The 26,002-nt window shown below is 70.4% G+C and carries 17 protein-coding genes and 1 pseudogene; 8 read left to right on the forward strand and 10 right to left on the reverse strand.

The features are described 5' to 3' along the window. Window positions 1–50: 50 nt before the first annotated feature. Window positions 51–3,251, reverse strand: a complete 3,201-nt coding sequence (locus tag AB5J55_RS26925; RefSeq protein ID WP_369273098.1) for a tetratricopeptide repeat protein — start codon at window positions 3,249–3,251, stop codon at window positions 51–53. 202 nt (window positions 3,252–3,453) lie between these two features. Here AB5J55_RS26925 and AB5J55_RS26930 point away from each other — a divergent pair, with 202 nt between their 5' ends. The 6 genes from AB5J55_RS26930 (at window position 3,454) to AB5J55_RS26955 (ending at window position 12,833) form a co-directional block, all read left to right on the forward strand. After that, window positions 3,454–4,011: a recombinase family protein gene (locus AB5J55_RS26930; protein ID WP_369276312.1), complete on the forward strand. Its 558-nt coding sequence runs from the start codon at window positions 3,454–3,456 to the stop codon at window positions 4,009–4,011. Window positions 4,012–4,083: 72 nt separating this feature from the next. After that, a complete protein-coding gene (locus AB5J55_RS26935; protein ID WP_369273099.1) occupies window positions 4,084–6,117 on the forward strand; it encodes a thioredoxin domain-containing protein in 2,034 nt (677 codons plus the stop codon). A 191-nt stretch (window positions 6,118–6,308) separates the two neighbouring features. Then, on the forward strand, window positions 6,309–7,571 hold the full coding sequence (locus AB5J55_RS26940) for a glycosyltransferase (RefSeq protein WP_369273100.1): 1,263 nt from the start codon (window positions 6,309–6,311) through the stop codon (window positions 7,569–7,571). Beyond that, window positions 7,568–9,217 carry an ArnT family glycosyltransferase gene (locus AB5J55_RS26945; RefSeq protein ID WP_369273101.1) on the forward strand — a complete coding sequence of 550 codons (1,650 nt, stop codon included), beginning with the start codon at window positions 7,568–7,570 and terminating at the stop codon, window positions 9,215–9,217. Before AB5J55_RS26940 ends, AB5J55_RS26945 begins: the two co-directional genes overlap by 4 nt. Then, window positions 9,214–10,419, forward strand: coding sequence for a glycosyltransferase (locus AB5J55_RS26950; protein ID WP_369273102.1), 1,206 nt, complete (start codon window positions 9,214–9,216; stop codon window positions 10,417–10,419). Before AB5J55_RS26945 ends, AB5J55_RS26950 begins: the two co-directional genes overlap by 4 nt. Next, entirely contained in the window at window positions 10,416–12,833 is a 2,418-nt protein-coding gene (locus AB5J55_RS26955) for a galactose oxidase-like domain-containing protein (RefSeq protein ID WP_369273103.1), read from the forward strand. The genes AB5J55_RS26950 and AB5J55_RS26955 overlap by 4 nt, the downstream gene beginning before the upstream one ends. Here the strand turns inward: AB5J55_RS26955 and AB5J55_RS26960 are convergent. The 4 genes and pseudogenes from AB5J55_RS26960 to AB5J55_RS26975 all read right to left on the reverse strand — a co-directional run bounded on the left by AB5J55_RS26960 (window position 12,830) and on the right by AB5J55_RS26975 (window position 16,646). Next, window positions 12,830–13,558 carry a Mut7-C RNAse domain-containing protein gene (locus AB5J55_RS26960; protein WP_369273104.1) on the reverse strand — a complete coding sequence of 243 codons (729 nt, stop codon included), beginning with the start codon at window positions 13,556–13,558 and terminating at the stop codon, window positions 12,830–12,832. The genes AB5J55_RS26955 and AB5J55_RS26960 overlap by 4 nt on opposite strands. Before the next feature lie 33 nt (window positions 13,559–13,591). After that, window positions 13,592–14,221, reverse strand: a complete 630-nt coding sequence (locus AB5J55_RS26965) for a TetR/AcrR family transcriptional regulator (RefSeq protein ID WP_369273105.1) — start codon at window positions 14,219–14,221, stop codon at window positions 13,592–13,594. A gap of 5 nt (window positions 14,222–14,226) precedes the next feature. Next, window positions 14,227–15,737: pseudogene (locus AB5J55_RS26970) on the reverse strand (DHA2 family efflux MFS transporter permease subunit). A gap of 162 nt (window positions 15,738–15,899) precedes the next feature. After that, window positions 15,900–16,646 carry a hemolysin III family protein gene (locus AB5J55_RS26975; RefSeq protein WP_369273106.1) on the reverse strand — a complete coding sequence of 249 codons (747 nt, stop codon included), beginning with the start codon at window positions 16,644–16,646 and terminating at the stop codon, window positions 15,900–15,902. A gap of 342 nt (window positions 16,647–16,988) precedes the next feature. On the opposite strand from AB5J55_RS26975, the gene AB5J55_RS26980 reads away from it, so the two are divergent. Beyond that, window positions 16,989–18,812 carry a phosphoenolpyruvate carboxykinase (GTP) gene (locus AB5J55_RS26980; RefSeq protein ID WP_369273107.1) on the forward strand — a complete coding sequence of 608 codons (1,824 nt, stop codon included), beginning with the start codon at window positions 16,989–16,991 and terminating at the stop codon, window positions 18,810–18,812. Window positions 18,813–19,119: 307 nt separating this feature from the next. Further along, window positions 19,120–20,853: an Ig-like domain repeat protein gene (locus AB5J55_RS26985; RefSeq protein ID WP_369273108.1), complete on the forward strand. Its 1,734-nt coding sequence runs from the start codon at window positions 19,120–19,122 to the stop codon at window positions 20,851–20,853. A gap of 18 nt (window positions 20,854–20,871) precedes the next feature. Here the strand turns inward: AB5J55_RS26985 and AB5J55_RS26990 are convergent, their stop codons facing one another. The 5 genes from AB5J55_RS26990 to AB5J55_RS27010 form a co-directional block, all read right to left on the reverse strand. Next, the gene (locus AB5J55_RS26990) at window positions 20,872–21,480 is read right to left on the reverse strand and encodes a hypothetical protein (RefSeq protein WP_369273109.1); all 609 of its coding nucleotides are present in this window, start codon (window positions 21,478–21,480) and stop codon (window positions 20,872–20,874) included. After that, complete coding sequence (locus AB5J55_RS26995; RefSeq protein ID WP_369273110.1) at window positions 21,467–23,023, reverse strand: substrate-binding domain-containing protein; 1,557 nt, start codon at window positions 23,021–23,023, stop codon at window positions 21,467–21,469. Before AB5J55_RS26995 ends, AB5J55_RS26990 begins: the two co-directional genes overlap by 14 nt. Beyond that, entirely contained in the window at window positions 23,020–24,195 is a 1,176-nt protein-coding gene (locus tag AB5J55_RS27000) for a toxic anion resistance protein (RefSeq protein WP_369273111.1), read from the reverse strand. Before AB5J55_RS27000 ends, AB5J55_RS26995 begins: the two co-directional genes overlap by 4 nt. Before the next feature lie 15 nt (window positions 24,196–24,210). After that, window positions 24,211–25,275, reverse strand: a complete 1,065-nt coding sequence (locus AB5J55_RS27005; RefSeq protein ID WP_369273112.1) for a substrate-binding domain-containing protein — start codon at window positions 25,273–25,275, stop codon at window positions 24,211–24,213. Window positions 25,276–25,544: 269 nt separating this feature from the next. Further along, the gene (locus AB5J55_RS27010) at window positions 25,545–25,967 is read right to left on the reverse strand and encodes a hypothetical protein (protein WP_369273113.1); all 423 of its coding nucleotides are present in this window, start codon (window positions 25,965–25,967) and stop codon (window positions 25,545–25,547) included. Window positions 25,968–26,002: the final 35 nt, after the last annotated feature.

Consider the following 26,002-nt stretch of genomic DNA (forward strand, 5'->3'; position numbering starts at 1 on the left):
CGGGCTCCTGAGGGTCGTACCGCCGGGCCGGCGGACCCGCGGCACCCGACTCACTGCCGGGCTGCGACCGCCACCCCCATGACCTCCCGGGCATGGCGGTTCGGCACCATGCCGAGCCGCCATGCCTGCCATCCCGCCTCCAGGTCCACGCCGCGCTCCAGCAGGAGCCGGTACGCCTCCAGGTAGCCGCCCAGCTTCGCGTCCCGGAGGGGATGGCCGGTGCGGGTCAGCTGGGCCAGCTCCTCCTGCGCCACCGCGGCGCCGACCTCCACGCCGCCGGGAGCCGCATACGGCAGGAGCGTGCAGCGCAGGAAGCGGGCCCAGTCCTCGCCCCGCCGGTCGCCGTACGAGGCGAACAAGCCCACCGCGTCGTCGCACAGGGACAGCGCCTGCTGCGTACGGGTGTTCCCGGCATCCACCACCGCCAGCTCCAGGCATGTCCACGCTTCCCCGTGGGCGACCCCGATGCGCTGGAAGTTGGCGCGGGCGTCCACCAGGAGCTGGCGGGCGAAGCCGGAGTTCTTCAGCGAGCCGGTCTGGGCGGCCCGCTGGTCCCGGGTCACCCGGGCCGAATGGTGCCGGGCGCAGGCGAGACCGTAGACGTCCTGCATGCGCGAGAACATCGTGCGGGAGCGTTCCAGCTCGCGTACCGCGACGTCCAGGTTGCCCGTCTCCTCCAGGGCCTGGCCCAGGTAGTAGACGGACCACGCCTCACCGCGCGCGTCCTCGTTGTCGCGATGCCGGGACGCCGCCTGGCGCAGTCCGTCCACAGCCTGGGAGGGATCACCGGCGACCAGGCGGGCGCGGGCCAGCTGGGTCAGCGCCCAGGCCTCCCCGCGGGCGTCGCGGGTACGGCCGTACAGGTCGAGGGCCTGGCGCAGCTCGGACTCCGCGCGCGGTACGTCGCCCATGCGCAGGCCCAGCTGGCCGAGCTGGAAGTGGGCCCACGCCTCGCCGTGCACCGACTCGCCGGCGCGGTGCAGGACCAGGGAATCGGTGAGCAGGTCCAGGGCCTCCGACACGCGCCCCCGGTCCCGTTCGACCGCCGCCAGCGCGTGCATCGTCCAGGCGCGGTCGGTTGCCAGCTGGGGCGCCGACTGCAGGTCCAGGGCCTCGCGGAGTTTGGCCGCCGCCTCGGTGAGGTGGCCCTGGTGGTGCAGGGTGATGCCGAGGGAGCACAGGGCGCGGGCCGCGCCCGCGTCGTGGTGGGCCTGCATATAGAGGTCGACCACCGAGGTCAGCGTCGTGCGGGCCTTGTCCAGCTCACCGAGCTGACGGGCCGCGATACCCGTACGCCACTGCACCGAGCGGACCAGCAGGCCCTGGTCCACCGCCTGGGCCAGCTCGCTGATCTCGCCGAGGCGGTAGAGGTCGCCCCGCAGCAGGCAGTAGTCGCACAGGGCGCCCAGCAGATTGAGCACGGCCGCCTGGTTCGCGTCCTCCGCGTGCCTGAGAGCCGCCGTGATGAAGCTCGACTCGTCGTCCAGCCAGCGCAGCGCGTCGTCCAGAGATGTGAAGCCGTGCGGGCTGAAGCGGTCCGAGCGGGTCGACATGTTGCCGTCGACCAGGCGCAGAACGGATTCGGCGAGGTCGGCGTAGTTCACGATCAGCCGCTCCTGCGCCGCCGTACGCTCCGACGGCTCCTCCTCGTCGAGAAGGCGGGCGTGGGCGAAGTCGCGGACCAGGTCGTGCAGGCGGTAGCGGTTGCCGCGGACGTGGTCGATCAGGCCCGACCCGGACAGGGCAACCAAGTGGCGTGTCGCCTCCGCCTCGTCCGTGGCCAGGAGCGATGCCGCCGCTGCCGCGCCCAGCGATGCCCGGCCCGCCAGCGCCAGCCTGCGCAGCAGCCGCCTCGCCGGCTCCGACTGGTCGGTGTAGCGCAGCCACAGCACCCGCTCGACCGGCTCCACCGGGCCGTACGCGCCCAGGTCGGTCGCCAGCGTGCGCGGTGAGCGCGGCCCCAGCGACGAGCCGGCGATGCGCAGCGCGAGCGGCAGCCCGCCGCACAACTGCCGGATCAGGTCGGCGGATTCGGCGTCGTAGGGGCCCGAGGAATCCTGCGCCGCCGCGGACAGCAGCTCCTCCGCGCCCGCCGCGTCCAGCGACTCCACCGGCAGCTGGTGCACCCACGCCGCGAGATCCGCGGGCAGGTCGAGAGCCTCCCGCGTGGTGACCAGGACCAGGCTGTCGGAGCGCTCGGGGACGAGGGTGCGGACCTGCTCCGGGTCCGAGGCGTCGTCCAGGACGACGGTGACCGGGAGGCCGGTCAGATGCTGGTGGTAGAGCTCGCTCAGCCGCTTGACCTGCTGGTCCGCCGAGGATCGCTCCCGGAAGAGAAGCTGCTCGCGCGGGGCGCCCAAACGGTTCAGCAGATGCAGCAGCGCGTCTCGCGTCGACAGCGGCGGTTCCTCCGTCGTGTCACCGCGCAGATCCACCACGCACGCCCCGCGGAACTGGTCCTTCAGATCGTGGGCCGCGCGGATCGCCAGTGCCGTACGGCCGCTGCCGGGCGTCCCGTGCAGGACGACCACCGTCGGCTTCGTCTCCGTACTCGCCCGCGCCGCCTGCACCCACTGCCGGACACGGGCCATCTCCTGCCGGCGGCCCGCGAACGGACCCATCGGCTCGGGGAGTTGACCGAACGACTGCTCCAGTACGTTCCGGCCGCGGGCCGCCGCGCTCTTGTCCGTGCCCTTCAGACGCGGCACCGACTTCTTCGGGCCGGTGGACGCGCTCAGCACCCGCTGCTGGTCGAGGAACGGGCGGATGCCCCGTACCTCCAGCGCCGTCAGCCACTGCAGCCGCAGCTGTTCCGGGCCGCCGGGCTGGCCGACGGCGCCCGCGCGCTGGTGTGCGGCGGGCAGATGCGTGCCGGCCACCTTCACGACCGTCGCCGCGGCGCCGACGACGCCCACGGTCACGCCCGCGCCGACGGCCGTCACCGTGCCGGTGCCCAGGGCCAGGTCGGACACCACGGCCGCGACCGCGGCGACGCCGGCCACCATCAGCGGCGTGCTGCCGCCCTCCCGCGCGAACCGCTGCCCGAACGTCAGCCGACCGGCCTCCGCCTCGTCCAGCGCGCGCGTATACGCCTCGTACTCCTCGGCCGCCACCTGCGCCATGGCGTCCAGCGACCCGCGCGCCCGCGACAGCAGCACCTGCCCCTCGACGCGCCCGCCCGAGCGCCGCACCTCCTCCTCCACGGCCCGAGCCAACAGCCGCTCGGCCTCGGTGCGATGGGCGTCCCGCATGTCACGTCCCCCTCCGGCGGCAACTCCTATGCCTACGAGTGTCCTTCGGGGGAGGCCTGAGCGCGAGAGGGGCGGCGATCATCGAACTGCCTTCCGTGACCTCGAGATGGATCGCTCGTTCGTTTGCCTGGGGAGCTGACCATCGAATCGGGGGCTTGTGGACCACCATGCCGTGCCAGGCCCGAGTGGACTGATTCCGGTTGTGTCTTATGCGCGTACGTCGCAGGACGTAAGGGAGCGTGACGGGCACGGTGTGCGCAATCAGCTGCGGATCAACGAGCGGACGGCGCGTGAACACGGCTGCATCCTCGTTGCCACATACAGCGACAACGGTCGCAGCGCGTCCAAGGAGCGAGTGGTACGGCCTGGATTCGACCGGTTGGTCGCGGACCTGGCGCGTGGTCACATCGACAGCGGACAGCAGGTGGAAGGGGGTCGTCTGCGTCGCGGACGACCGGCTGTATCGCCGCGCGGAGGATCTTTCGTGGTTTGCACGATCTGCCGAGGAGCGCTTGCGCTCGGAAAGGGAGGAGCAAGAAGAGCCCGTACGTCCACTCCCGCCGAAGCTGTGGTCGATGCCGCATCAGCGGGCCGCTGGCGGACGAGGCGCTGGAACGGCTGGTCTTCTCCGATGATCGAGGAGCGGCGAAGCCGCCGCGGCTTCTGCGGGACCACTGGCGGTCCGGGGAGATGGGGCTCGAGGAGAAGAGGAAGATCGTCGCGTCCGTCGTCACGCGCTGCATCGTCCGCCCCGGGGTGAAGGGAGCCGCTTCCTGGGACCACTCGCGGGTGGAACCCCTGCTGGAGCGCCCCCGTCAGGCAGGATGGAGGTATGCCGAACCGACTGGCCCATGAGACATCCCCGTATCTCCTTCAACACGCCGACAATCCCGTCGACTGGTGGCCTTGGTCGGAAGCGGCCTTCGCGGAGGCGCGTCGGCGAGATGTCGCCGTACACCTGAGTGTCGGGTATTCGAGCTGCCACTGGTGCCATGTCCTCGCCAAGGAAAGCTTCGAGGACGAGGCCGTGGCCGCATACATGAACGAGCACTTCGTCAACATCAAGGTCGACCGCGAAGAACGCCCCGACGTGGACGCCGTCTACATGGAGGCCGTCCAGGCCGCCACCGGCCACGGCGGCTGGCCCATGACGGTCTTTCTCACCCCCGACGCCGAGCCCTTCTACTTCGGCACCTACTTCCCGCCGGCCCCCCGGCAGGGGATGCCGTCCTTCCGGCAGGTCCTGGAGGGTGTGCGCAGCGCCTGGGCGGACCGGCGGGACGAGGTCGCCGACGTCGCGGGGAAGATCACCCGGGATCTCGCCGAGCGGGAGATCTCCTACGGCGGGACCGAGGCGCCCGGCGAGCAGGAGCTGGCGCAGGCGCTGCTCGGGCTCACTCGGGAGTACGACCCGCAGCGCGGCGGATTCGGGGGCGCGCCCAAGTTCCCGCCGTCCATGGTGGTCGAGTTCCTGCTGCGGCACCACGCGCGGACGGGGGCCGACGGCGCGCTGCAGATGGCCCAGGACACGTGTGAGCGGATGGCCCGGGGCGGGATCTACGACCAGCTCGGCGGCGGCTTCGCGCGGTACTCCGTCGACCGGGAGTGGGTCGTGCCGCACTTCGAGAAGATGCTGTACGACAACGCGCTGCTGTGCCGCGTCTACGCCCATGTCTGGCGTGCCACCGGCTCCGAGCTCGCCCGCCGGGTCGCCTTGGAGACCGCCGACTTCATGGTGCGTGAACTGCGCACCAACGAGGGCGGGTTCGCCTCCGCGCTCGACGCCGACAGCGACGACGGGACCGGCAAGCACGTCGAGGGTGTCTACTACGTCTGGACCCCGGAGCAACTGCGTGCGGCCCTCGGCGACGAGGACGCCGAACTCGCCGCCCGGTACTTCGGTGTGACGGAGGAGGGCACCTTCGAGCACGGTTCCTCCGTCCTCCAGCTTCCGCAGCAGGACGGGGTGTTCGACGCCGAGAAGGTCGCCTCCGTGAAGGAGCGGCTGCTCGCCGCGCGGGCCGAGCGCCCCGCCCCGGGCCGGGACGACAAGATCGTCGCCGCCTGGAACGGCCTCGCCGTCGCGGCCCTCGCCGAGACCGGCGCCTACTTCGACCGCCCCGACCTCGTGGAGGCCGCCGTCGGGGCCGCCGACCTTCTCGTGCGGCTGCACCTCGACGACCACGCCCGCCTCTCCCGCACCAGCAAGGACGGCAAGGCCGGCGCGAACGCGGGTGTGCTGGAGGACTACGGCGATGTCGCCGAGGGCTTCCTCGCGCTCGCCTCGGTCACCGGCGAGGGCGTCTGGCTGGAGTTCGCCGGGTTCCTGCTCGACCACGTGCTCGCGCGCTTCACCGACGCGGAGTCCGGCGCCCTCTACGACACCGCCGCCGACGCCGAGCAGCTGATCCGCCGCCCCCAGGACCCCACCGACAACGCCGCCCCGTCCGGCTGGAGCGCGGCGGCCGGTGCCCTGCTGAGCTACGCCGCGCAGACCGGCGCGGAGCCCCATCGCGCCGCGGCCGTGAAGGCGCTGGGTGTCGTCAAGGCCCTCGGCCCGCGCGTCCCCCGCTTCATCGGCTGGGGGCTCGCCGTCGCCGAGGCCAACCTCGACGGACCGCGTGAAGTCGCGGTGGTCGGCCCGTCCCTGGCCGACGAGGGCACAAGGACGCTGCACCGTACGGCGCTCCTGGGCACCGCCCCGGGCGCGGTCGTGGCCGTGGGCACTCCGGAGAGTGACGAGTTTCCGCTCCTTGTTGACCGGCCGCTGCAGCAGGGCGAACCCGCCGCGTACGTTTGCCGCAACTTCACGTGCGATGCCCCGACCACCGATCCCGACCGCTTGCGTACCGCGCTGAGCAGTTGAAACGGCAGCCAAACCGGGGCACTTACGTAGCCTGTGTTCGAATTACTCACTCTCGGGGCTCGTTGTGAGGAAACGCGCTCTTCATCAAAACAGCCTGCGGACTTCACAGATCCCCCTTAATGTCTCCACAGTGACGCGACGGCTGTAACTCACCGTTGCGACAGGGGGCATTGGGGATCTGGGGGGATCTGTTGCTGACGTCTGTCTTCATAGCCGTCGTCTCGCTGGCCTTGTTCTGGATGGCGGCTTTCACCTTGTGGTGGCAGATGCACGCGTGGCGTACGCCCGAAGTGCTCGCCTCCACCCGGTTCAGCAGACCGGACGGCGGCGAGCACGTGTCGTTCTCGCTGCTGTTGCCGGCCCGGCACGAACAAGCCGTGCTGGACCACACCATCCAGCGGCTGCTGGAGTCCACACACACCGACTTCGAGATCATCGTCATCGTCGGGCACGACGACCCGGAGACCACCGAGGTGGCCGAGCGGGCCGCGGCACGTGATCCGCGCGTCCGGGTCGTCGTCGACACCCACGAGAAGAAGAACAAACCGAAGGCCATGAACACGGCGCTGCCGCACTGCCGCGGCGATGTCGTCGGGGTCTTCGACGCCGAGGACCAGGTCCATCCGGAGCTCCTCGCGCACGTGGACCACGCGTTCCGCACGACCGGTGCGGATGTCGTCCAGGGCGGGGTCCAGCTCATCAACTTCCACTCCAGCTGGTACAGCCTGCGCAACTGCCTGGAGTACTTCTTCTGGTTCCGCTCGCGGCTGCACCTGCACGCGCAGAAGGGGTTCATCCCGCTCGGCGGCAACACCGTCTTCGTACGGACGGACGTGCTCAGGGAAGCCGACGGCTGGGACTCCAACTGCCTCGCCGAGGACTGCGATCTGGGCGTGCGGCTGTCCAGCGTCGGCAAGAAGGTCGTCGTCGCCTACGACTCCGACATGGTGACCAAGGAGGAGACGCCCGGCAGCCTCATGTCGCTGCTCAAGCAGCGCACCCGCTGGAACCAGGGCTTCCTTCAGGTCTACCGGAAGAAGGACTGGAAGCAACTGCCCACGTTCGGGCAGCGGTTGCTGGCCCGCTACACGCTCACCACGCCGTTCCTGCAGGCCTTCACCGGGCTGATCATCCCGCTCAACGTGGCGATCGCGCTCTTCCTCGACGTGCCGGTGAGCGTCGCGTTCATCACCTTCCTGCCGGCCGTGACCGCGCTCGTCACGTTCGTCTTCGAGGTCGTAGGACTGCACGACTTCGGCAAGCAATACGGGCTTCGGGTCCGCTTCGTCCACTACCTGAAGCTCATCGTGGGCGGCCCCTTCTACCAGGTGCTCCTCGCCGGCGCCGCGATCCGCGCCGTATGGCGTGAGCAACGCGGCCGTAACGACTGGGAGTTGACCAGCCACGTCGGCGCACATCTCGCGCACGTGAACCGAGAGGACGTTCCTGCGTGACCTCCACCCTTCCCGCGGTGACCACTGTCAAGGTCCCCGCGCAGCGGCAGCCTGCGCCCACGACGCGTTCGACCAGCCGAACAACCCCGCCGACGCGACTGCGTTCGTCCCGGCCCGACCTGATCCTGTGCGGCGTGCTCCTCGTCGCGATCCTCGTCGTGCAGGGCTGGAACATCGCCGACTACCCGACCCTCAGCGACGACGAGGGCACCTACCTCGCCCAGGCCTGGGCCGTCCAGGAGGGCCGGGGCCTCGCCCACTACACGTACTGGTACGACCACCCGCCGCTCGGCTGGATCCAGCTGGCCCTGCTGACCTGGATACCGGCGGCGCTCAGCCCCGAGTCGATGACCGTCGGCACCATGCGGGCCGCGATGCTCGTCATCAGCGCGGTCAGCGCGGTCCTCGTCTACGTCCTCGGGCGGCGGCTGTCCCTGCCGCGCTGGGCGGCCGGGCTCGGCATGGTCCTGTTCGGGCTCTCGCCGCTGTCGGTCGTCCTCCAGCGGGAGATCTTCCTCGACAACCTCGCGGTGATGTGGACGCTCCTCGCGTTCGCCCTCGCCGCCTCCCCGAGCCGTCATCTCTGGCACCACTTCGGCGCCGGGATCGCGGCGGCCACGGCCGTGCTGACCAAGGAGACGATGCTCTTCGTCCTCCCCGCGGTCTTCGTCACCATGTGGCGGCACAGCCACCGCGACACCCGCAAGTTCGCCCTGACCGGCGCGATCACCGCATGCACACTGATCGGCCTGTCGTACCCGCTGTTCGCCCTGCTGAAGGGCGAGTTGCTGCCGGGCAGCGGGCATGTCTCGCTGTGGGACGGCATCAAGTACCAGATGACCAGGCCCGGTTCGGGCTTCATCCTCGACCAGGGCTCCGGTTCCTGGGGCGTCCTGCAGTCGTGGCTCTACTACGACCGCGTTCTCATCGTCGGCGGCCTCGCGGGCGGCCTGCTGCTCCTGGTCACCTGGCGCTGGTCGGTCACGGCACGCGCGCTGGCCGGTCCCTCCTTCGCGGTGGTGATCCTCGCCCTGGTGGCCATGCGCCCCACCGGCTACCTGCCCGCGATGTATGTCATCCAGGCGCTGCCGTTCCTCGCCCTCGTCCTCGCAGGCGGCACGGCCTCGGTCGCCCACGCAGTACTGCGGCGACGGCGTTCCGAGGCCGAGCACCGGTACGTCACCGGCGGGCGGTACGCCCTCGCGGCCGTCCTCGCGATCGCGGCCGGCGCCTATGTCGTACCCCGCTGGTACGACGGCGCCCACACCGCCGTCACCGCCGACGCCAACGCGCCCTACCAGGCCGCCTCGAAGTGGCTGGCCACTGAGGTGGAGGACCCGAAGGACACCCGGGTGCTCGTCGACGACGCGCTGTGGCTGGACCTGGTGCACGCCGGGTACGAGCCCGGGCTCGGCGCCATCTGGTTCTACAAGGCCGACCTCGACCCGGCCGTGACGAAGACGATGCCGCGCGGCTGGAAGGACCTCGACTACGTCGTCGCCTCGCCGACGGTGCGGCGGGACGCGGTCGACCTGCCCAACGTCAAGGCGGCCATGGAGCACTCGAAGCCGGTCGCCGTGTTCGGCACCGGTGCGGACCGGATCGAGATCCGGCAGATCCAGACAGCATCCGGAGGGGTTCGATGACGCACGAGTACACCGCCCCCGGAGAGCTGGGCGAACCGTCGGTCGATGCCGCCGAGGTGCCCGAGCCGGGCGCCGTCACCATCGTCGTACCGACCTACAACGAGTCGGCGAACGTACGGCAGTTGCTGCACCAGATCACCGAGTCGGTGCCGTCCCGGCTGCCCTGCGAGGTCGTCTTCGTGGACGACTCCAGCGACGACACCCCGCAGGTCATCAAGGAGGCGGCGCAGGACTGCCCGTTCCCCGTCACCGTCATCCACCGGGACGAACCCGTCGGCGGGCTCGGCGGAGCGGTCGTCGAGGGGATGAAGGCGGCAGGGTCGGACTGGATCGTCGTCATGGACGGCGACTGCCAGCACCCGCCGTCCCTGGTCCCGGACCTGGTCGCCACCGGCGAGCGCGCGAACGCCGGGCTCGTCGTCGCCTCCCGGTACATCAAGGGCGGCAGCCGGGCCGGGCTCGCCGGCAGCTACCGCGTGGCCGTGTCGCGCGGCGCGACCTGGCTGACCAAGTCCCTCTTCCCGCGCCGGCTGCACGGCATCAGCGACCCGATGAGCGGCTTCTTCGCGATCCGGCGCAGCGACATCACCGCGGAGGCGCTCAAGCCGCTCGGTTACAAGATCCTGCTGGAGCTGGCGGTCCGCAGCCGCCCGCGCACGGTCACCGAGGTGCCGTTCGTGTTCCAGGACCGGTTCGCGGGGGAGTCCAAGTCAACGGCGGCGGAGGGCCGGCGCTTCCTGCGCCACCTGGCCGGGCTGCGTACGGCCGACCCGCTGTCCCGGATGGTGGTGTTCGGGCTGATCGGGCTGACGGGCTTCGTGCCGAACCTGGCCGCGCTGTGGGCGCTGACCCAGGCGGGGCTGCACTATCTCCCGGCGGAGATAGTCGCCAACCAGTTCGGCGTGGCCTGGAACTTCCTGCTCATCGAGAAGCTGCTGTTCCGCGACCGCCGCATCCACCGCCACTGGGCCGACCGCACCGTACGGTTCGCGCTGCTCGCCAACGCCGACCTGGTGCTGCGCATCCCGCTGATCGCGCTGCTCGTCGCGCAGTTCGGGCTGGCCGTGCTGCCGGCCACCGCGCTGGCCCTGGTCATCACCTTCGTCCTGCGTTTCGTCGGTACCGAAGCGCTGGTCTATCTGCCGCACCGGAGCGGGAAGGGCACCGGGCGCGGGAGCCGCACAGCAAGGAGTTCCGCATGAGAACCAGCCGCAAGAGATCCGGGAGGAGAACGGCCCTGCTGGCCGTCATGGGCCTCACCGGAGGCCTCCTTCTCACCTCGCCGGAGTCCGCCTCCGCCGCCAACCTCATCAAGAACCCCGGCTTCGAGACCGCCGGCACCGACGACATGCCCTACTGCTGGAAGAAGTCCGGCTGGGGCGACAACGACTTCACCTTCGAGACGACCACGGACGCCCACAGCGGCTCCAAGGCGATGAAGGTGTCGCTGACCCGCCGTGTCGAGGGCGACCGCAAGGCGCTGATCACCGAGTCCGCCGAGTGCGCGCCCGTCGTCACGCCGGGCAAGCAGTACGACCTGGGGCTCTGGTACAAGTCGACCACCCCCGACACCTCGGTCACTCTCTTCCGGCACGACGCGACGGCGGGCTGGCAGTACTGGACCGACCTCAAGACGCTGGAGATGGCGGCCGGCTGGACCGAGGCGACGGTCCGTACGCCCGAGGTGCCCGCCGGTACCGACCGGATCGCCTGGGGTGTCTCCGTCTACGGCACCGGCTCCGTCACCACTGACGACTACACGATGGACCAGGTCGCCGAACCGGTCCCGGACCCGGTGTGCACGGGGACGGCTGAGGAATGCGCGAACGGCCGCTGGGACGTGCTGCCCACCAAGAACCCCGTCCGCTCCATGCACTCCGTCGTCCTGAACAACGGCAAGGTGCTGCTGATCGCGGGCTCCGGCAACGACCCGACGATGTTCCAGGCGGGCACGTTCACCAGCGCGGTCTACGACCCGCAGAACGGCACGTACAAGCAGATCCCGACGCCGAAGGACATGTTCTGCGCCGGTCACGTCCAGCTCGACGACGGGCGTGTGCTCGTGATGAGCGGCAACAAGGGCTATCCGTCGGCGGACGGCACGATCGGCTACCAGGGCTACAAGGACTCGTACATCTTCGACCCGGTCAGCGAGACGTACAGCAAGACCAACGACATGAACGACGGCCACTGGTACCCGTCGGCCACCATCCTCGGCAACGGTGACGTGATCTCCTTCGGCGGGCTGAAGGAGGACTCGACCGGTTCGGTGACGGCCGAGCTGTGGTCGGACGCCGAGCAGAAGTGGCTGGAGCTCTGGAAGGTCAACCAGACCTGGTCGTACTGGGGTCTGTACCCGTCGATGATCCTGATGCAGGACGGCCGCCTCTTCTACTCCGGCAGCCATGTCTTCGGCAACAACATCCCGGGCACCGGATCGGCGATCTACGACTACGCCGCCAACACGGTCACCCAGGTCCCCGGCCTGCAGCGCAAGGACGAGCGCGACCAGTCCGCGAGCGTGCTGCTGCCCCCGGCACAGGACCAGAAGGTCCTCACCATCGGCGGCGGCAACATCGACTCCAACCCGGACGCCAACCGCCTCACCGACGTCATCGACCTCAAGCAGCCCAACCCGTCCTACGTCGCCGGCCCGCCGCTCCCGCAGGGCACCGTCGACCTCGGAGCCGGCAAGGTCCCGCAGACCGGCAATCAGGGCAAGATGTACGTCTCGGCCGTACTGCTGCCCGACGGCAAGGTCCTGGAGACCGGCGGCGCGCTGCACAACCGGGCCGACCCGGTGTACGAGTCCTCGCTCTACGACCCGGCGACCAACACCTTCGACCCGGTGGCGGCGGACCCGGAGGAGCGCGGCTACCACTCCTCGGCTTTCCTGCTGCCCGACGGCCGCGTGATGGCCACCGGCGACAACCCGGGCAACGGCAGCTGGAACCACGACGTGTCGATCTACACCCCGCCCTACCTCCTCAAGGGCGAACGTCCGACGATCACTTCGCTCATCGACACCGAGTGGACGTACGGCGACACCCAGCGGATCACCGTCGACCGGCCCATCGCCAAGGCCGAGCTGATCCGCCCGGCAGCCGTGACGCACTCCTCGGACCCGAACCAGCGCTTCGTGGATCTCCCCCTGTCGGTCGACGGCAACAACGTCGACCTGAACGTGACGAGCAACCCCAACCTGGCCCCGCCCGGCTGGTACATGCTCTTCGCGGTCGACGCCAACGGGGTGCCGTCGGTGGCCAAGTGGGTGCACCTCCAGGGCCCGCAGGCGCTGAGCGCCAAGGACGCCTCGGCGCACGTCCACGACTTCGCCGACAACCTCAAGGGCAAGGTCACGGGCCCCGTCAAGAAGCGCACCTCGCAGAAGGTCAGCCCGACCGTCTCCGGCTGCGACCGGCACTACGGCTCCGCCAACGTCTGCGTGCCGACCGACTTCCCGCCGACCGTGAAGGCGACGACGAAAGCCCGCTGCGACTGGCTGAAGAAGAACGACTACGGCCGCCTCAAGGTCAACGGCAAGGACGACCCGCTGCGGCTGGACACGAACAGGGACGGAATCGCCTGCGGAAAGGGTGATGTGACCCGGCGTTAGCCGGCGTAGTCGGCGAGGGCGCGCTCCACGATGGCCACCAGCTGCTCGTGGTGCGCGCCCTTCCAGTACGCGCGCCCGCACTCGGTGCACTGCGCGAACACGTCGTACGACCGCTGCGTGCCGCCCTCCAGCTGGTCCGCGACCTCCTCCTTGGTGGCCTCCTTGAGCAGGCCGTTGCAGGCGGTGCAGCGGGTCCAGGGCCGCAGCTCGGGGCGGAACCGGTCCAGGATGTCGCGGAGTTGGTCCTCGGGGCGGGTGCTGTAGACGTACGCGCCGGCCCACAGTTCGCGGCGCCGCAGCAGGCCCCGGTCGCGGCTCAGCATGACCCGCTGCTGGGCGGCCGAGCGGGCGGCGAGCGCCGGGTCGCCGATGTCCGTCGACTCGTAGGCGGTGTCCACGCCGAGCAGACGCATCCGCCGGGCGAGGGTGCCGAGGTGGACGTCGAGCAGGAAGCGCAGGGGGGCGCCGGGCACCCGCTGAGGGCGCTCGACGGGCAGTACCGAGACGGACTCGGCCGCCGCCGGGATGTGCGACACCCGTACCGCTTGGCCGTCCACGACCAGCGAGCCGACCTCTGTCAGCGGGACGCCGAGGGACTCGACGACATGGCCGAGGGTCGAGACACCGTCGGTGGTGACCTGGGCGGTACCGGCCTCGCGCCGGCCGTTGGGCAGGAACAGGCGGAGTTCGGGGGCGAACTCCACGTGGATCTCGGGACCGTTCACCTGGTCAGCATGTCACGGCCCAGGGCCCGCGCTTCAGGTGTTTTTCGCGGGGAGGCCGTGCTCGATGACGTCCAGGGCGCGATCGAGAAGGCCGTGGAGGTCGTCCTCGAAGTCGTTCTCGGCCCAGTACAGGGTGATCTCCACGAGGCCGCCGATGAGGGACATCGTGAAGACCCGCACCTCGAAGCTGTCCCGCGCCCGGCCGGTGCGCTCGGCGATGGCCTCGCCGAGCATCCGGCCGGTGGCCGACATGCTCTCCAGCATCCGCGACCGCACCGCGGGGACCTGGACCAACAGGTGCGAGCGCAGCCGCACGGCCTCGGGATCCTCTTCCGTCGCGGCGCCGATGGCCAGCTTCATGACGTACCGCAGGGACTCCATCCACGGCTCGTCCGCCGGCCGCTTGCGCAGCTCCTGAAGCAGGATCGGGTCGTACTCGTCCGTGAGGACGATGTCCTCCTTCGTCGGGAAGTAGCGGAAGACCGTGGACGGCGACACCTCGGCACGCTCGGCGATCTGCTCGATCGTGGTGGCGTCGTAGCCCTGCTCCTTGATCAGCGCGTACGTCGCGTCGCGGATCGCCGTCCGGGTCTTGATCTTCTTCCTCTCGCGAAGTCCCAGCTGGGGACGGTCGGTCAGGGGAGAGGAGCGCGCGGGGGTCATGGGTCTCATTGTCGGGCATCGGCCCCCGCGGCGGCCATGTCCGGGCTCTCGGGCTCACCCGCATCGGGCGTGCCCGGCAGGAACGCCGCCGCCAGCAGCGCGGAGACGAGGGCCGCGATCCCGCACACCAGGAGCACGACGCCCATGCCGTGGACGTACGCGCTGTTCGCGGAGGCCGCCAGTTCCACCGAGTCCGCCCGCTCGGCGACGAGGTGCGCCGCGACCACGGACTCCCCGGCGGTGTCGGCGGCCCGCGCGGGCAGCCCGGTGACGTCGAGCCGGTCCCGGAAGGTGGCGGCGAGCAGGCTGCCGAGCAGCGCGATGCCGATCGCACCGCCCACCTGACGCAGGGTCATCAGCAGCCCGGATCCGCTGCCGGCGCGGTCGCGGGGCAGGGCGCTCAGGCCGCCGTTCATGGCGGGGATGAGCGAGAGACCGAAGCCGAGGCCGGTGACGGTGAGCCACAGTGCGACATCCGTAGCCGGAGTCCACCGTCGTACGGCTGCCGAGGAGCCCTGCGAAGGCCAGTACCACCAGGCCCGCGCTCACCGCGGCGCGCGCGCCGAAGCGGGCGACGACCTTCGGCGCGAGGCGGGAGGCGACCAGCAGTCCGCCCATCATCGGCAGCAGGCGCACGCCGGTGCCCAGGGCGTCGTGGCCGAGGACGGCCCGGAGGTAGGGCGGCAGGACGAACAGCAGGCCGGTGAGGATGAAGGTCACCAGGGTGGCGGCGACGGTGTTGAACAGGAAGCCGCGGTGGGCGAGCAGGGTCATGTCGAGCACGGGGTGCTCGACCCGGCGTTCGCGCAGCACCAGCGCGGCGATCAGGAGCACGGCCGCCCCGACCACGCCCAGCACCAGCGGGTCGCCCCAGCCCCGGGTGGGCGCCTCGATGATGCCGTAGACGAGGGCGCCGAGGCCGGACGCGGCGAGCGCTGTCGAGACGGTGTCGACCTTGGGGGAGGCGGGATCCTTCGTCTCGGGGAGCAGGAAGAGGCAGGCGGCTATGCCGATCGCGGCCATCGGGACGTTGATCAGGAAGACCGGAGCCCCACCAGAAGTGGTTCAGCAGCCAGCCGCCGATGATCGGGCCGAGCGGCAGGCCGAGCGCGGAGGCGGCGGAGGTGATGCCGACGGCCTTGGTGCGCTCCTCGGGGCCGAAGAGCGTGCGCAGCACGGACAGCGAGAGCGGGGTGACCAGGGCCGCGCCGACGCCCATCACCGCTTGTGCGGCGATCACCGCGGTCACGTCGGCGGCGAGGGCGCCGACCAGTGATCCGGCGAGGAAGATGCCGAGTTTGGTGATCAGCATGCGTCGCCGCCCGAACCGGTCGCCGAGCAGGCCCGCGGGCAGCATCAGCGCGGCGAACACCACGACGTACGCGTCCGCCATCCTCCCCCAGTGCTAAGCGCCTGGGGGGACCCCCAGCTGCCGGCCGGTGGTGGCGCCGAGATCGGCGGCCATCGTCGGCAGCGCCACATTGAGGATCGTCATGTCGAAGCCGAGCGAGAGCATGCTCGCGACGAGAGCGCCGAGCGCCCACCAGCGGCGAGCATCTGTAGTGACAGTAGCAATGAAATGAAAGCAGCACTCAAAAGAGTGAGACTGTCAATATTTTTGGGCGCGAAAAGGGCCACGACCGGGAAGCCGTGGCCCTCGAAGAGGCTGTGCGGTGGGCTATGCGTGCTGGTACGCGACCAGCGAGATCCCCACGTAGTGCACGACGAACGCCGCCAGCGTGAAGGAGTGGAAGACCTCGTGGAAGCCGAACCAGCGCGGTGACGGGTTCGGGCGCTTGATGCCGTAGATCACGCCGCCCGCGCTGTAGAGGAGGCCGCCGACGATCACCAGGACCAGTACCGCGATGCCGCCGGTGCGCATGAAGTCCGGCAGGAAGAAGACGGCCGCCCAGCCCATCGCGATGTAGCAGGGGGTGTAGAGCCAGCGCGGGGCGCCGACCCAGAACACCCGGAAGACGATGCCCGCCGCGGCCGCGCCCCAGATGCCCCAGAGCAGCCACTGCCCCTTGGCCCCCGGCAGCAGCAGCATCGTCAATGGCGTGTATGTGCCCGCGATGATCAGGAAGATGTTGGCGTGATCGAGGCGGCGCAGGATGCCGTCCATGCGCGGGCTCCAGTTGCCCCGGTGGTACAGCGCGCTCACGCCGAACAGCAGACAGGCCGTGAGGGCGTAGATCCCGCAGGCGAGACGGCCTCTGGGCGAGTCCGCGAGGGCGGTGAGCGCCAGGCCCGCGACGAGCGCGGCCGGGAACATTCCGAGGTGCAGCCAGCCGCGGAGCCTGGGCTTGATCTCGTCCGAGAGCTGCTGGGCGTGGTGCGCGATCTGGTGCTGCAAGGAGGGCGCGCCGGAGTCGCGGCCGGCGGCCGGCGTGTCCGAGGGTGTGTCGGGGACGGGCGCAGTCATGCCCTGCATCGTACCTACGGAACCGTAAGTTACGTATCAGGGTGGCGAGATGGGCGCCCGGAAGTGGCCATCGTCTCATGGGGTGCCTGCCTGGGGCGCACCCGGGGTGAAGTCGCGGTGACGCATCGAAAACATCTGGATGAGTGGCGATGCTCACGCCGCTCACCTGTGACGCCCTCTGGACATATGCGCGGACGCGTCGGATGATCAAATGAGTGCGGTCGGCACCGGATGAGCGCGGAAGATCCACAGCAGATCCAGCCCGCGCAGCATCCGGGTCGCGGCCCCCACGGGGCATACAAGGGCATAATCAGGACAAAAACCCCTCATTTAGGAGCAACCGTGGCGCGCGACATCGCGGCTCCCCCCGTCGTCCCCACCAACCACCGGGAGCTGGTCTCGTGGGTGAACGAGATCGCTGAACTGACGCAGCCGGACAGCGTGGTCTGGTGTGACGGATCCGAGGCCGAGTACGAGCGTCTGTCCGAGGAGCTCGTCGCGAAGGGCACCTTCAAGAAGCTCGACCCGATCAAGCGCCCCAACTCCTACTACGCGGCCTCCGACCCGACCGACGTCGCCCGCGTCGAGGACCGGACCTTCATCTGCTCCGAGAAGGAGGAGGACGCAGGCCCGACCAACCACTGGAAGGACCCCGCCGAGATGCGGGAGATCTTCGCCGGTGAGAAGGGCGTCTTCCGCGGCTCGATGCGCGGCCGGACGATGTACGTCGTCCCGTTCTGCATGGGCCCCCTCGGCTCCGACCTCTCCGCGATCGGCGTCGAGATCACCGACTCCGCCTACGTCGCGGTCTCCATGCGCACCATGACCCGCATGGGTCAGCCCGTCCTCGACGAGCTCGGTGAGGACGGCTTCTTCGTGAAGGCCGTGCACACGCTCGGAGCGCCGCTGGAGGCGGGCGAGCAGGACGTGCCCTGGCCGTGCAACAGCACCAAGTACATCTCCCACTTCCCCGAGAGCCGCGAGATCTGGTCCTACGGCTCCGGCTACGGCGGCAACGCCCTGCTCGGCAAGAAGTGCTACGCCCTGCGCATCGCCTCCGTGATGGCCCGCGACGAGGGCTGGCTGGCCGAGCACATGCTGGTCCTCAAGCTCACCCCGCCGCAGGGTGAGGCCAAGTACGTCGCCGCCGCCTTCCCGAGCGCCTGCGGCAAGACAAACCTCGCCATGCTGGAGCCCACCATCTCCGGCTGGACCGTCGAGACGATCGGCGACGACATCGCCTGGATGCGCTTCGGCGAGGACGGCCGGCTGTACGCCATCAACCCCGAGGCCGGCTTCTTCGGCGTGGCGCCCGGCACCGGTGAGCACACCAACGCCAACGCGATGAAGACGCTGTGGGGCAACTCGGTCTTCACCAACGTCGCCCTCACCGACGACAACGACATCTGGTGGGAGGGCATGACGGAGGAGACTCCGGCCCACCTGACGGACTGGAAGGGCAACGACTGGACGCCGTCCTCCGGGACGCCGGCCGCCCACCCCAACGCCCGCTTCACCGTCCCCGCCGCCCAGTGCCCGATCATCGCGCCCGAGTGGGAGGACCCCAAGGGCGTGCCGATCTCGGCGATCCTGTTCGGTGGCCGCCGTGCGACGGCCGTCCCCCTGGTCACGGAGTCCTTCGACTGGAACCACGGCGTCTTCCTCGGCGCCAACGTGGCCAGCGAGAAGACCGCCGCCGCCGAGGGCAAGGTCGGCGAGCTGCGCCGCGATCCGTTCGCGATGCTGCCGTTCTGCGGCTACAACATGGGCGACTACATGGGTCACTGGGTCGACGTCGCCAAGGGCAAGGACCAGGCGAAGCTCCCGAAGATCTACTACGTCAACTGGTTCCGCAAGAACGACGAGGGCAAGTTCGTCTGGCCCGGCTTCGGCGAGAACAGCCGCGTCCTGAAGTGGATCGTCGAGCGGCTCGACGGCAAGGCCGAGGGCGTCGAGACCCCCATCGGCATCCTGCCTGCCAAGGGCGCGCTGGACACGAACGGCCTGGAACTGGCCGACTCCGACCTGGACTTCCTCCTCACCGTCGACAAGGAGGTCTGGCGCGAGGAGGCCGCGCTCGTCCCCGACCACCTGAACACCTTCGGCGACCACACGCCGAAGGAGCTGTGGGACGAGTACCGCGCTCTGGTGCAGCGCCTGGGCTGAACCAGCCCCCAAAGACGCCGCGGCCGGCTCCGATTGTGCCCTGACCAGCAATATCGTCACGGCCGGCCGCGGTGACAGCACCACAGACCGGCGAGGTTCCGTACAACGGCGTGCGGGGCTGTGGGCCTGTCGTCGCACACTCCGGTCCGCCCCGACGGGAGGGACGCGACGACAGGCCCTCGCCTGTTCCCGGGACCGTTTTGCGGTCGTGCCGCCTTGAACGCACGATCTTCACGGCTGTTTCATATGCCTCACAGGAGCGTCACTGATCCCAGTGGGCGCTCAACTCAGCCTGTGGGGGGCACAGTTGAATACTGCACACCGTCCCAGACGCCTCGCGGCCACGCTGCTCGCCGCCGCACTCGCCGGCGCCGGCCTGACCGTCGCCGCGGCACCGGCCGCGCACGCGGCTCCGTCGGACGCCGTGGTCAAGCTGCCGTTCTCGTCGTACTCCGCGCTGGCCGTCGACAACGTCCACCAGCGTGTCTTCGTCGCGGACAGCAATGTCGGCTACTACCTCAACTCCGGCACCATCGCCGTCTACAACTTCGACGGCGAGCGGCTCACGACGATCATCACCAACCAGGCCCATGTCTCCGGCCTGGCGGTCAGCGCCGACGGCAGCAAGCTGTACGCCGGTCTGCGCGACCGGATCGAGGCCTACGACACCACCACCTACCAGCGCACCACCGTGGCCTCCGCCGGCACCGACTACTGCGGCCGTGAACTGGCCCAGTCCAGCGGCCAGATCTACTTCACGACCCCGAACTCGTCGAGCCTCTCCCAGTGCGCCACCGCCGAGACCCGCCTGGAGGGCGTGGTGAACGGCGTGCCCACGACCACCGGCTGGCTCGACTACGGCGACCTGCTGCTGGAGGCCGGTGCCGGCGACCGGATGCTCATGGGCCAGCCGCTCAACGCGAAGGCCGCCAACCCGTTCGTCACCGTGTACGACACCGGCAACGGCGCCCTGGTCCGAGGCGCCGCCCGGCGCTTCGCCGACGCCGACGGCAAGGGCGCCCTGGACCTCAAGGACCTGGCGTTCTCCGCCGACGGCAGCAAGGTCGCCGTGGCCGACGCCACCGCCGGCACCCGGCTGCTCAACGCCGACGACCTGTCGGACGCGGCCACCGGCTACCCGGCGCTCCCGTCCGGCGCCACCGCCAGCTCGGTCGCGTTCAGCGGCGACGGCAAGTACATCGCGCGCGGTGCCTCGGCCACCGGGTCGACCCCCGACCTGCTGGTGCAGCCCGCCGACCCGGCGGACTCGACGGCCCCGCTGGAGTTCGCCTTCGAGGGCAGCCTCGACGGGGACAAGGTCGTCCCACGCGGGATGGAGTGGTCGGCGGACGGCTCCCGGCTGTTCGCGGTCACCACGAACACGGTCGGCAACCAGTACTGGCTGCACATCATCCAGCCCCCGGCCGTCCAGTACGACGCCCGCTTCACCGGCGGCCTCAACCACAGCCCTGCCCAGGCAGTCGCCGGTGAGGCGCTCGCCGTGCGCGGCAAGCTGGAGCAGGACGGCCCGGCACCCGCCGAGCCCCTGAAGGTCAAGGCGACCCGGACCGACGCGAACGGCACGCACGAACTCGGCACCTTCACCGTCAAGGCGGACGGCAGCTTCACCGTCCTCGACGAACCCGACCTCGTCGGCGACGCCACCTACCGGGTCTCCTACCTCGGCGACCTGACCCACCGCCCCGCCGAGGACATCACCACCACCGTGCCCGTCGGCAAGGCGCCCACCTCGATCGCGCTCACCGCGCCCGAGGAGGCGTCGATGAGCTCGGGCATCGAGATCACCGGCGCCTTCACCGCACAGGGCAAGGCGCTGCCGGACCGGGCCGTCCTCAAGGTCGTGCGGACCGACCGGCTCGGCACCGGCACGCTGTCGTCGGTGACCGTCGCCGCCGACGGCACCTTCACGATCAACGACATCCCGCGCGCCCGGCGCAACGTGACCTACACGGTCAGCTGGCCGGGCGACGATCTGCACAGCGCGTCCACCGCCTCGGCGACGGTGTTCGTCACGCGGTAGCCGGCCGACTCACCCGGTTCACAGCGTCCCGCCCCGGTCCTCCAGATACCGGGTGTGGGTCTCCTGGCGGCGGGCCTCCACCTCGCGCAGACTCGCCGCCAGGCGCTCGGCGTCCTTCTTCAGCAGGCCGAGCTGGCGCTCCAGGTGCAGTTCGGGGGACTCGGTTCCGGGTGTCATCCGCGTCCACCAGCGTGTCCGTACGAAGCTGTCGACGGCCTCGGGAAGGTCGCGCCGCACGATCCGGGAGAGCATGTGCACGCCCTCCGGGTCGTGTGTGAGCAGCTCGGCGACCCAGCCGCGGTCGAGCAACGCGGACAGCAGCTCGGTGAGTTCACGCAGCCGGGCGGCTGCGGTGACCGACAGGTCGATGTCCGTCAGATAGCCGCGCAGCTTGTCGAAGTCGCCCCGCACCTCGTCGAGCTGGGCCGACGGGTCCGGGAAGTCGGGCAGTGCGGGCCGCTCCGGCGGGGCGATCAGCGCGCCCGCGCCGTAGAGACCGGCGACGACGACGGGCCAGTACGGGCCCGCGATCCCCGTGAAGGTCAGCACGAGGCCGACCAGCCCGCACGCGCTTGCGGCGATGTTCTTGCGGGACTCCAGGTACGCGAACGCCTTACTGGTAGCCACGGATCTCCTCGAAGGCGCCGTCCAGCGAGCCCTCCTGGGCGTCGAAGAGGCGGCCGCCGGTCAGCTCGGCGATGTGCTCCAGCTCGGAGCGGTCGGAGTCGCCGAAGAGGATGGGGAAGACGGGCGTCTCCCGCCGGTCCCGGTCGAGCCCGGCGTAGAAGGCGTCGAAGTCGGCCGCCTCGGCGCCGGTGGTGTTCTCGCCGTCCGTCATCAGCACGATCGACGTGAAGGTGTCCTGGGAACGGCCGGCGCCCAGACGCTCGTACGCCTTCTCCAGCGAGGTGTAGATCGCCGTGTCGCCCTCGGCGGTCAGCGCGTCGGTCTCCTCGCGGATCCCGGCGAGCCCGGCCTTCGGGTCGGCCGGATCCACGACATGCGTCGCCACGCTCTTCACGTCCGACCCGAAGGGCATCAGCGTGACCTCCTCGCGCTCGCGGAAGTCGCCGGTGAGGTCGCCGAGCGCCTGCTTCAGCTGCTCCAGGCGGTCGCCCTCCATCGAGCCCGAGGTGTCGAGGACGTAGACCGTCCTGGACGGGCGGCGCAGCTCGTTCTCGTACGAGTCGAGCAGGCCGTCGGCCACGGAACGGCTGCCCGGGAAAGGCAGTTCACGCCGCCTGCTGGTCTCCAGGCCGGGCCCGGGCCGGACGGAGGCGACGACCGGGCGGCGGTGGGTGCGCTCGGTGATCAGCCGCTGGATGCCGTCGGTGCGCAGGGCCTCGGTGACGCGGCGGACGTCCTCGCGGGTCGCGGCGTCGGTGGACGCGAGCGAGGAGAGAGGGTAGTCGGCCGTGACGACGCCGTCCTTGGGGCGGATCACGGTCAGGCCCGGGATGCCCTTGAGGACGGACTCGTAGTTGAGCAGCGCGTCGACGTTCCCGCGCCGCTCGTACGCCGCCGCCAGCCAGCCCGACGACCCCGACGTCAGCTTCTGCCCCTTGAAGAACTCCTTCAGGCGGGGCGTGGCCTTGGTGACGTCGGCGTCCGTGAGCGCGGACTGGGCGCCGGAGAGGGCCGAGGCGACCGAGACGAGCGTGGCGAAGCCGGAGTTGGAGCGGGCCGGGTCGGTCATGCCGTACGTCAGCCCGCCGTCCTGGACGGCCTGCTCGATCTGCGACCAGGTGACGTCATCCGGCTTCCAGCCGAGCCGGCCGAGGGCCGTGCTCTTGACCCCGAGGGCGACCGGGCTCGACATCACCGGCGTCTCCGACACGACCTTCCTCGCCGCGTCGGGGCGCAGCCGCAGATAGTCGTTGGAGGACAGCCACAGCGCGTCGTACTGCCCGTCCGTCTTGCCCTTCGCCAGCATCTCGACGGCGTCGAGGGTGCCCATGTAGGTGGGCCGGATCTTGACGCCGGTGTCGTCGGCGATCCGGTCGAGGACCGGGGTCATGTCACTGAGCTCGCTGGAGGCGAGGACGCGCAGGGTGCCGGGCTGCGGGGCGTTCGGGTCGTCGGTGCCCTTCTGCGAGGTGCACGCCGTCAGCAGCGCCACCGCCGCGAGGGCGACGGCGAGCAGGCGGCGGGGGCGTCGGGTGTGTCTCATCCGAGGCCACCCTCCAGCGCGCCCTGCGCACGGCTGCGCTCCAAGTAGGCGCTCGCGTGCTGCAGTTCGGCGGTCAGGTTCTCCACCGTCGTCGCCATCGCCTCGGTCGCCTGGACCTTGTAGGTGTCGATGGCGTCGAGCGTGCGGTAGATCTGCTGGAAGGCCGAGCGCAGGGTCTCGGCGCCGACGGCCGGGTCGGCGGCGATGCGCTGGATCTCGCCGCTCTGCGTGGCGAGCATCTCGGCGTTGCCCCGGATGAGGTCCTCGGTCGTTCCGCGCAGCGCGTTGACCTGCTCGATGACCTTCTTCTGGTTGTCGAGGGCGGAGGCCAGCATCACGGAGATGCGCAGCGCCGAGACGGTCGTGGTCGCGGCCCGCTCGACGCCCTTGATCAGCTCCTCGTTGTTGCGCCGTACGACGTCCATGGCGAGGTATCCCTGCGCACACACCGCGAGCTGGGTGAGCAGGTCCTGGTGCTTCTGCCGGACGGGGAAGAGGATGTCGGCCCGGAGGTTGTCCGCCTGCGCGGGGTCCTGTGTCTCCACACCGGTGATGTGCTGCCCGACGGCCGTGTCCAGGGCTTCGGTCAGGACGACGTACTCCTGGAGCTTGCCCATGGTCTCCCACAGCCGCACCCGCTCGGTCTGCAGGGCGGCGTTGTCACGGCGGAGCTCGTCCTGCCCGCCCCGCAGCGACCCCACGATCTTGTTGAGGGTCCCCTGGGCGGAGGCGTACTTGGCGACGTGGTCGCGCAGCTTGCTGCCGCCGGGAAGCCTGGAGAGGAACTTGCGCCCCTTGGAGGCGGGCAGGTCCCGCGGGTCCAGGTCCTCCACGACCCGCCGCAGCTCCACGAGCGAGCCCGCGACCTGCGACTGGGCGTCCCCGCCCTTGTCCGGCAGGCTGCGGATGGTCCGCTCCAGCATGCGGTTGGACTGCGCGGCGGCGGTCCGCATCTCGCCGGCGCCGAGACCGGTGATCTCACCGACCTTGCCGGCGAACTCGGGGGAGCGGGCGTCGAGCGCCGCGAGCCCCTCCACATACGCGGAGGCCTTCTGGGCCATGTCCGTACGGACGCCCTCGTCGACCGGGACGAGTCCGCCGGCCTTCTCGCGCGGCACGGTGGCCACGGGCTCGGGCGGAGTGAGGACGAACGTGTCGTCGCTGTTGTTCATGAGGTGCTGCCCCCCTTATCCGCGCGCCCGTCGCGCCAGCTCGTGCAGCACCTTGGCGGTGGGCACGGGCGCCTGGCGGACGCCGGTCAGTTCCTGCTTGAGATACGTCGTGCCCGAGGCGAACTCGGTGACCTCGCCCTGCGGGCGGAACCCGTGCCTGACCTCCAGCGCCCGCAACTTCGGGTCCGTGGCGAGGAGTTCGGCGACCGCCTTGCCGTTCTCGGTGAGCGGTACGACGGTGTGGTCGCTGTTGACCGTGGTGTCGGGGTAGAGGACGACCAGGTCGTCGGGCTGCTGTCCGTCCGTCAGCATCGAGGCCACCTGGGATTCGTAGACCACGACGAGCGGATTGCCGGCGCCGCTGACGAAGTCCCGGAAAGCGGCGTCGCTGCTGGACTGCTGGGCGCCCTGCACACTGACCAGCTTGTGCAGCAGCGGCGAGGCGCGGTCCACCTCCGTGCCGGAGGCGACGACCTTGCCGCCGTTTGCGACGTAGGAGGCCGCGGCGAGGTAGAGGGCGCCGGAGTTGGAGGTCTCGGGGTCGGTGCTGGACAGGTAGAGCGTGCCCGTCAACTCCCCGTACTTCCCGGCTCCCTTGAGCTGCTGCCAGGTGCGGTCGGCGCGGGCGGCGTCCAGATAGGCGGCCATGTCGAAGGTGCCGCGGTGTTCGGTGTCCAGGGTGGCGAGCTTGTTCGCCGCGAGCACCTCGGCGGCGCTCTTGTGCGCCACGACGACGAGGGGCGAGTAGAAGGGGCGGGGGAGGGTCCCCGTCACCTTGTACTTCGCGGCGAGTTCGGCGGCCGGCGCCTGGCTCGACGGCAGCGCGAGGTCGTACCCCGCGAGGTCGAGTCCCTCCATGGCCCAGGACCCGGAGGTCTCGGCCTTCACGGTGTAGCCCTTGGCGGCGAGGGCCCGCACCACGTCGGGATCGGCGAAGAACTCCGCCTTCTCCGATCCGATCACCGCGCGCACGGTCTTCGTTGCCGTGCTCGTGTCCCCATCACTGCGGCCCGCGACGACGGCAGCCACCACGCCACCGATCAGCAACACCGCGAGGACGATTCCTGCAATTCGTCTCACGCCGGGGAGAATGCTCGCGGAATCCAACGTTCCCCGCCGCTCGGGGTGAACGGGGGGTGTCATGTCGGTCCCGTTCCGACACGGGCAACGGCAACGCCCTGCTTTCAGGGGCGCGGGGAAATGCGCGACGAGCCACCACGAGCCGGTGGCCGCGACCCGACATCAAGCACTACGGCGAAGGCGAACCCCGCCGAAGCCAACGCAGTGCTGTGGCACCCGGTCCGCGCGTCGCTGCGGGTGCACGCGGGCCGGGGCCGTTCGAGGGGCTGTCAGCCGACGCCGGTCAGTTCCTGCGACTCGGGCTGCGCAGCGGCGTGGGCGTCCATCCGCTCGGCGGCGAGGATCGCTGCTGAGGTGTCCGCGCGGGATGCCGCGACGACCAGCGCCCGCCCCGCCAGGGCATGCGCCCGGTGATGCAGTGCCGCGATCCTCGCGTCACCGCCGGAGACAGCCGCGCGGGCCGGCGCACGTCCGCTCCGCAGCCGGGCCACCTGCTCGGCGAGCCGTTCCGCGGCCTCGTCGAGGTCAGGGGACGGGGCCTGCGCACGCAGCTCGTCGGTGACGGCGAGCAGCGCCGCGAGATGGCCCGCGAGCTGGGTGTCCAGCTCCTCCTCGCGCGACCGGTGGGGGAAGTCGGAGGTGCTGCCGGCCATCGTGCTGTGGACCGACTTGGTGCGGATCGGTTCGTACATGGGATGGCCTCCTGTGCTCTGACAGGAAGCCATCC

The organism is Streptomyces sp. R11, from assembly GCF_041051905.1.
Classification (GTDB): domain Bacteria; phylum Actinomycetota; class Actinomycetes; order Streptomycetales; family Streptomycetaceae; genus Streptomyces.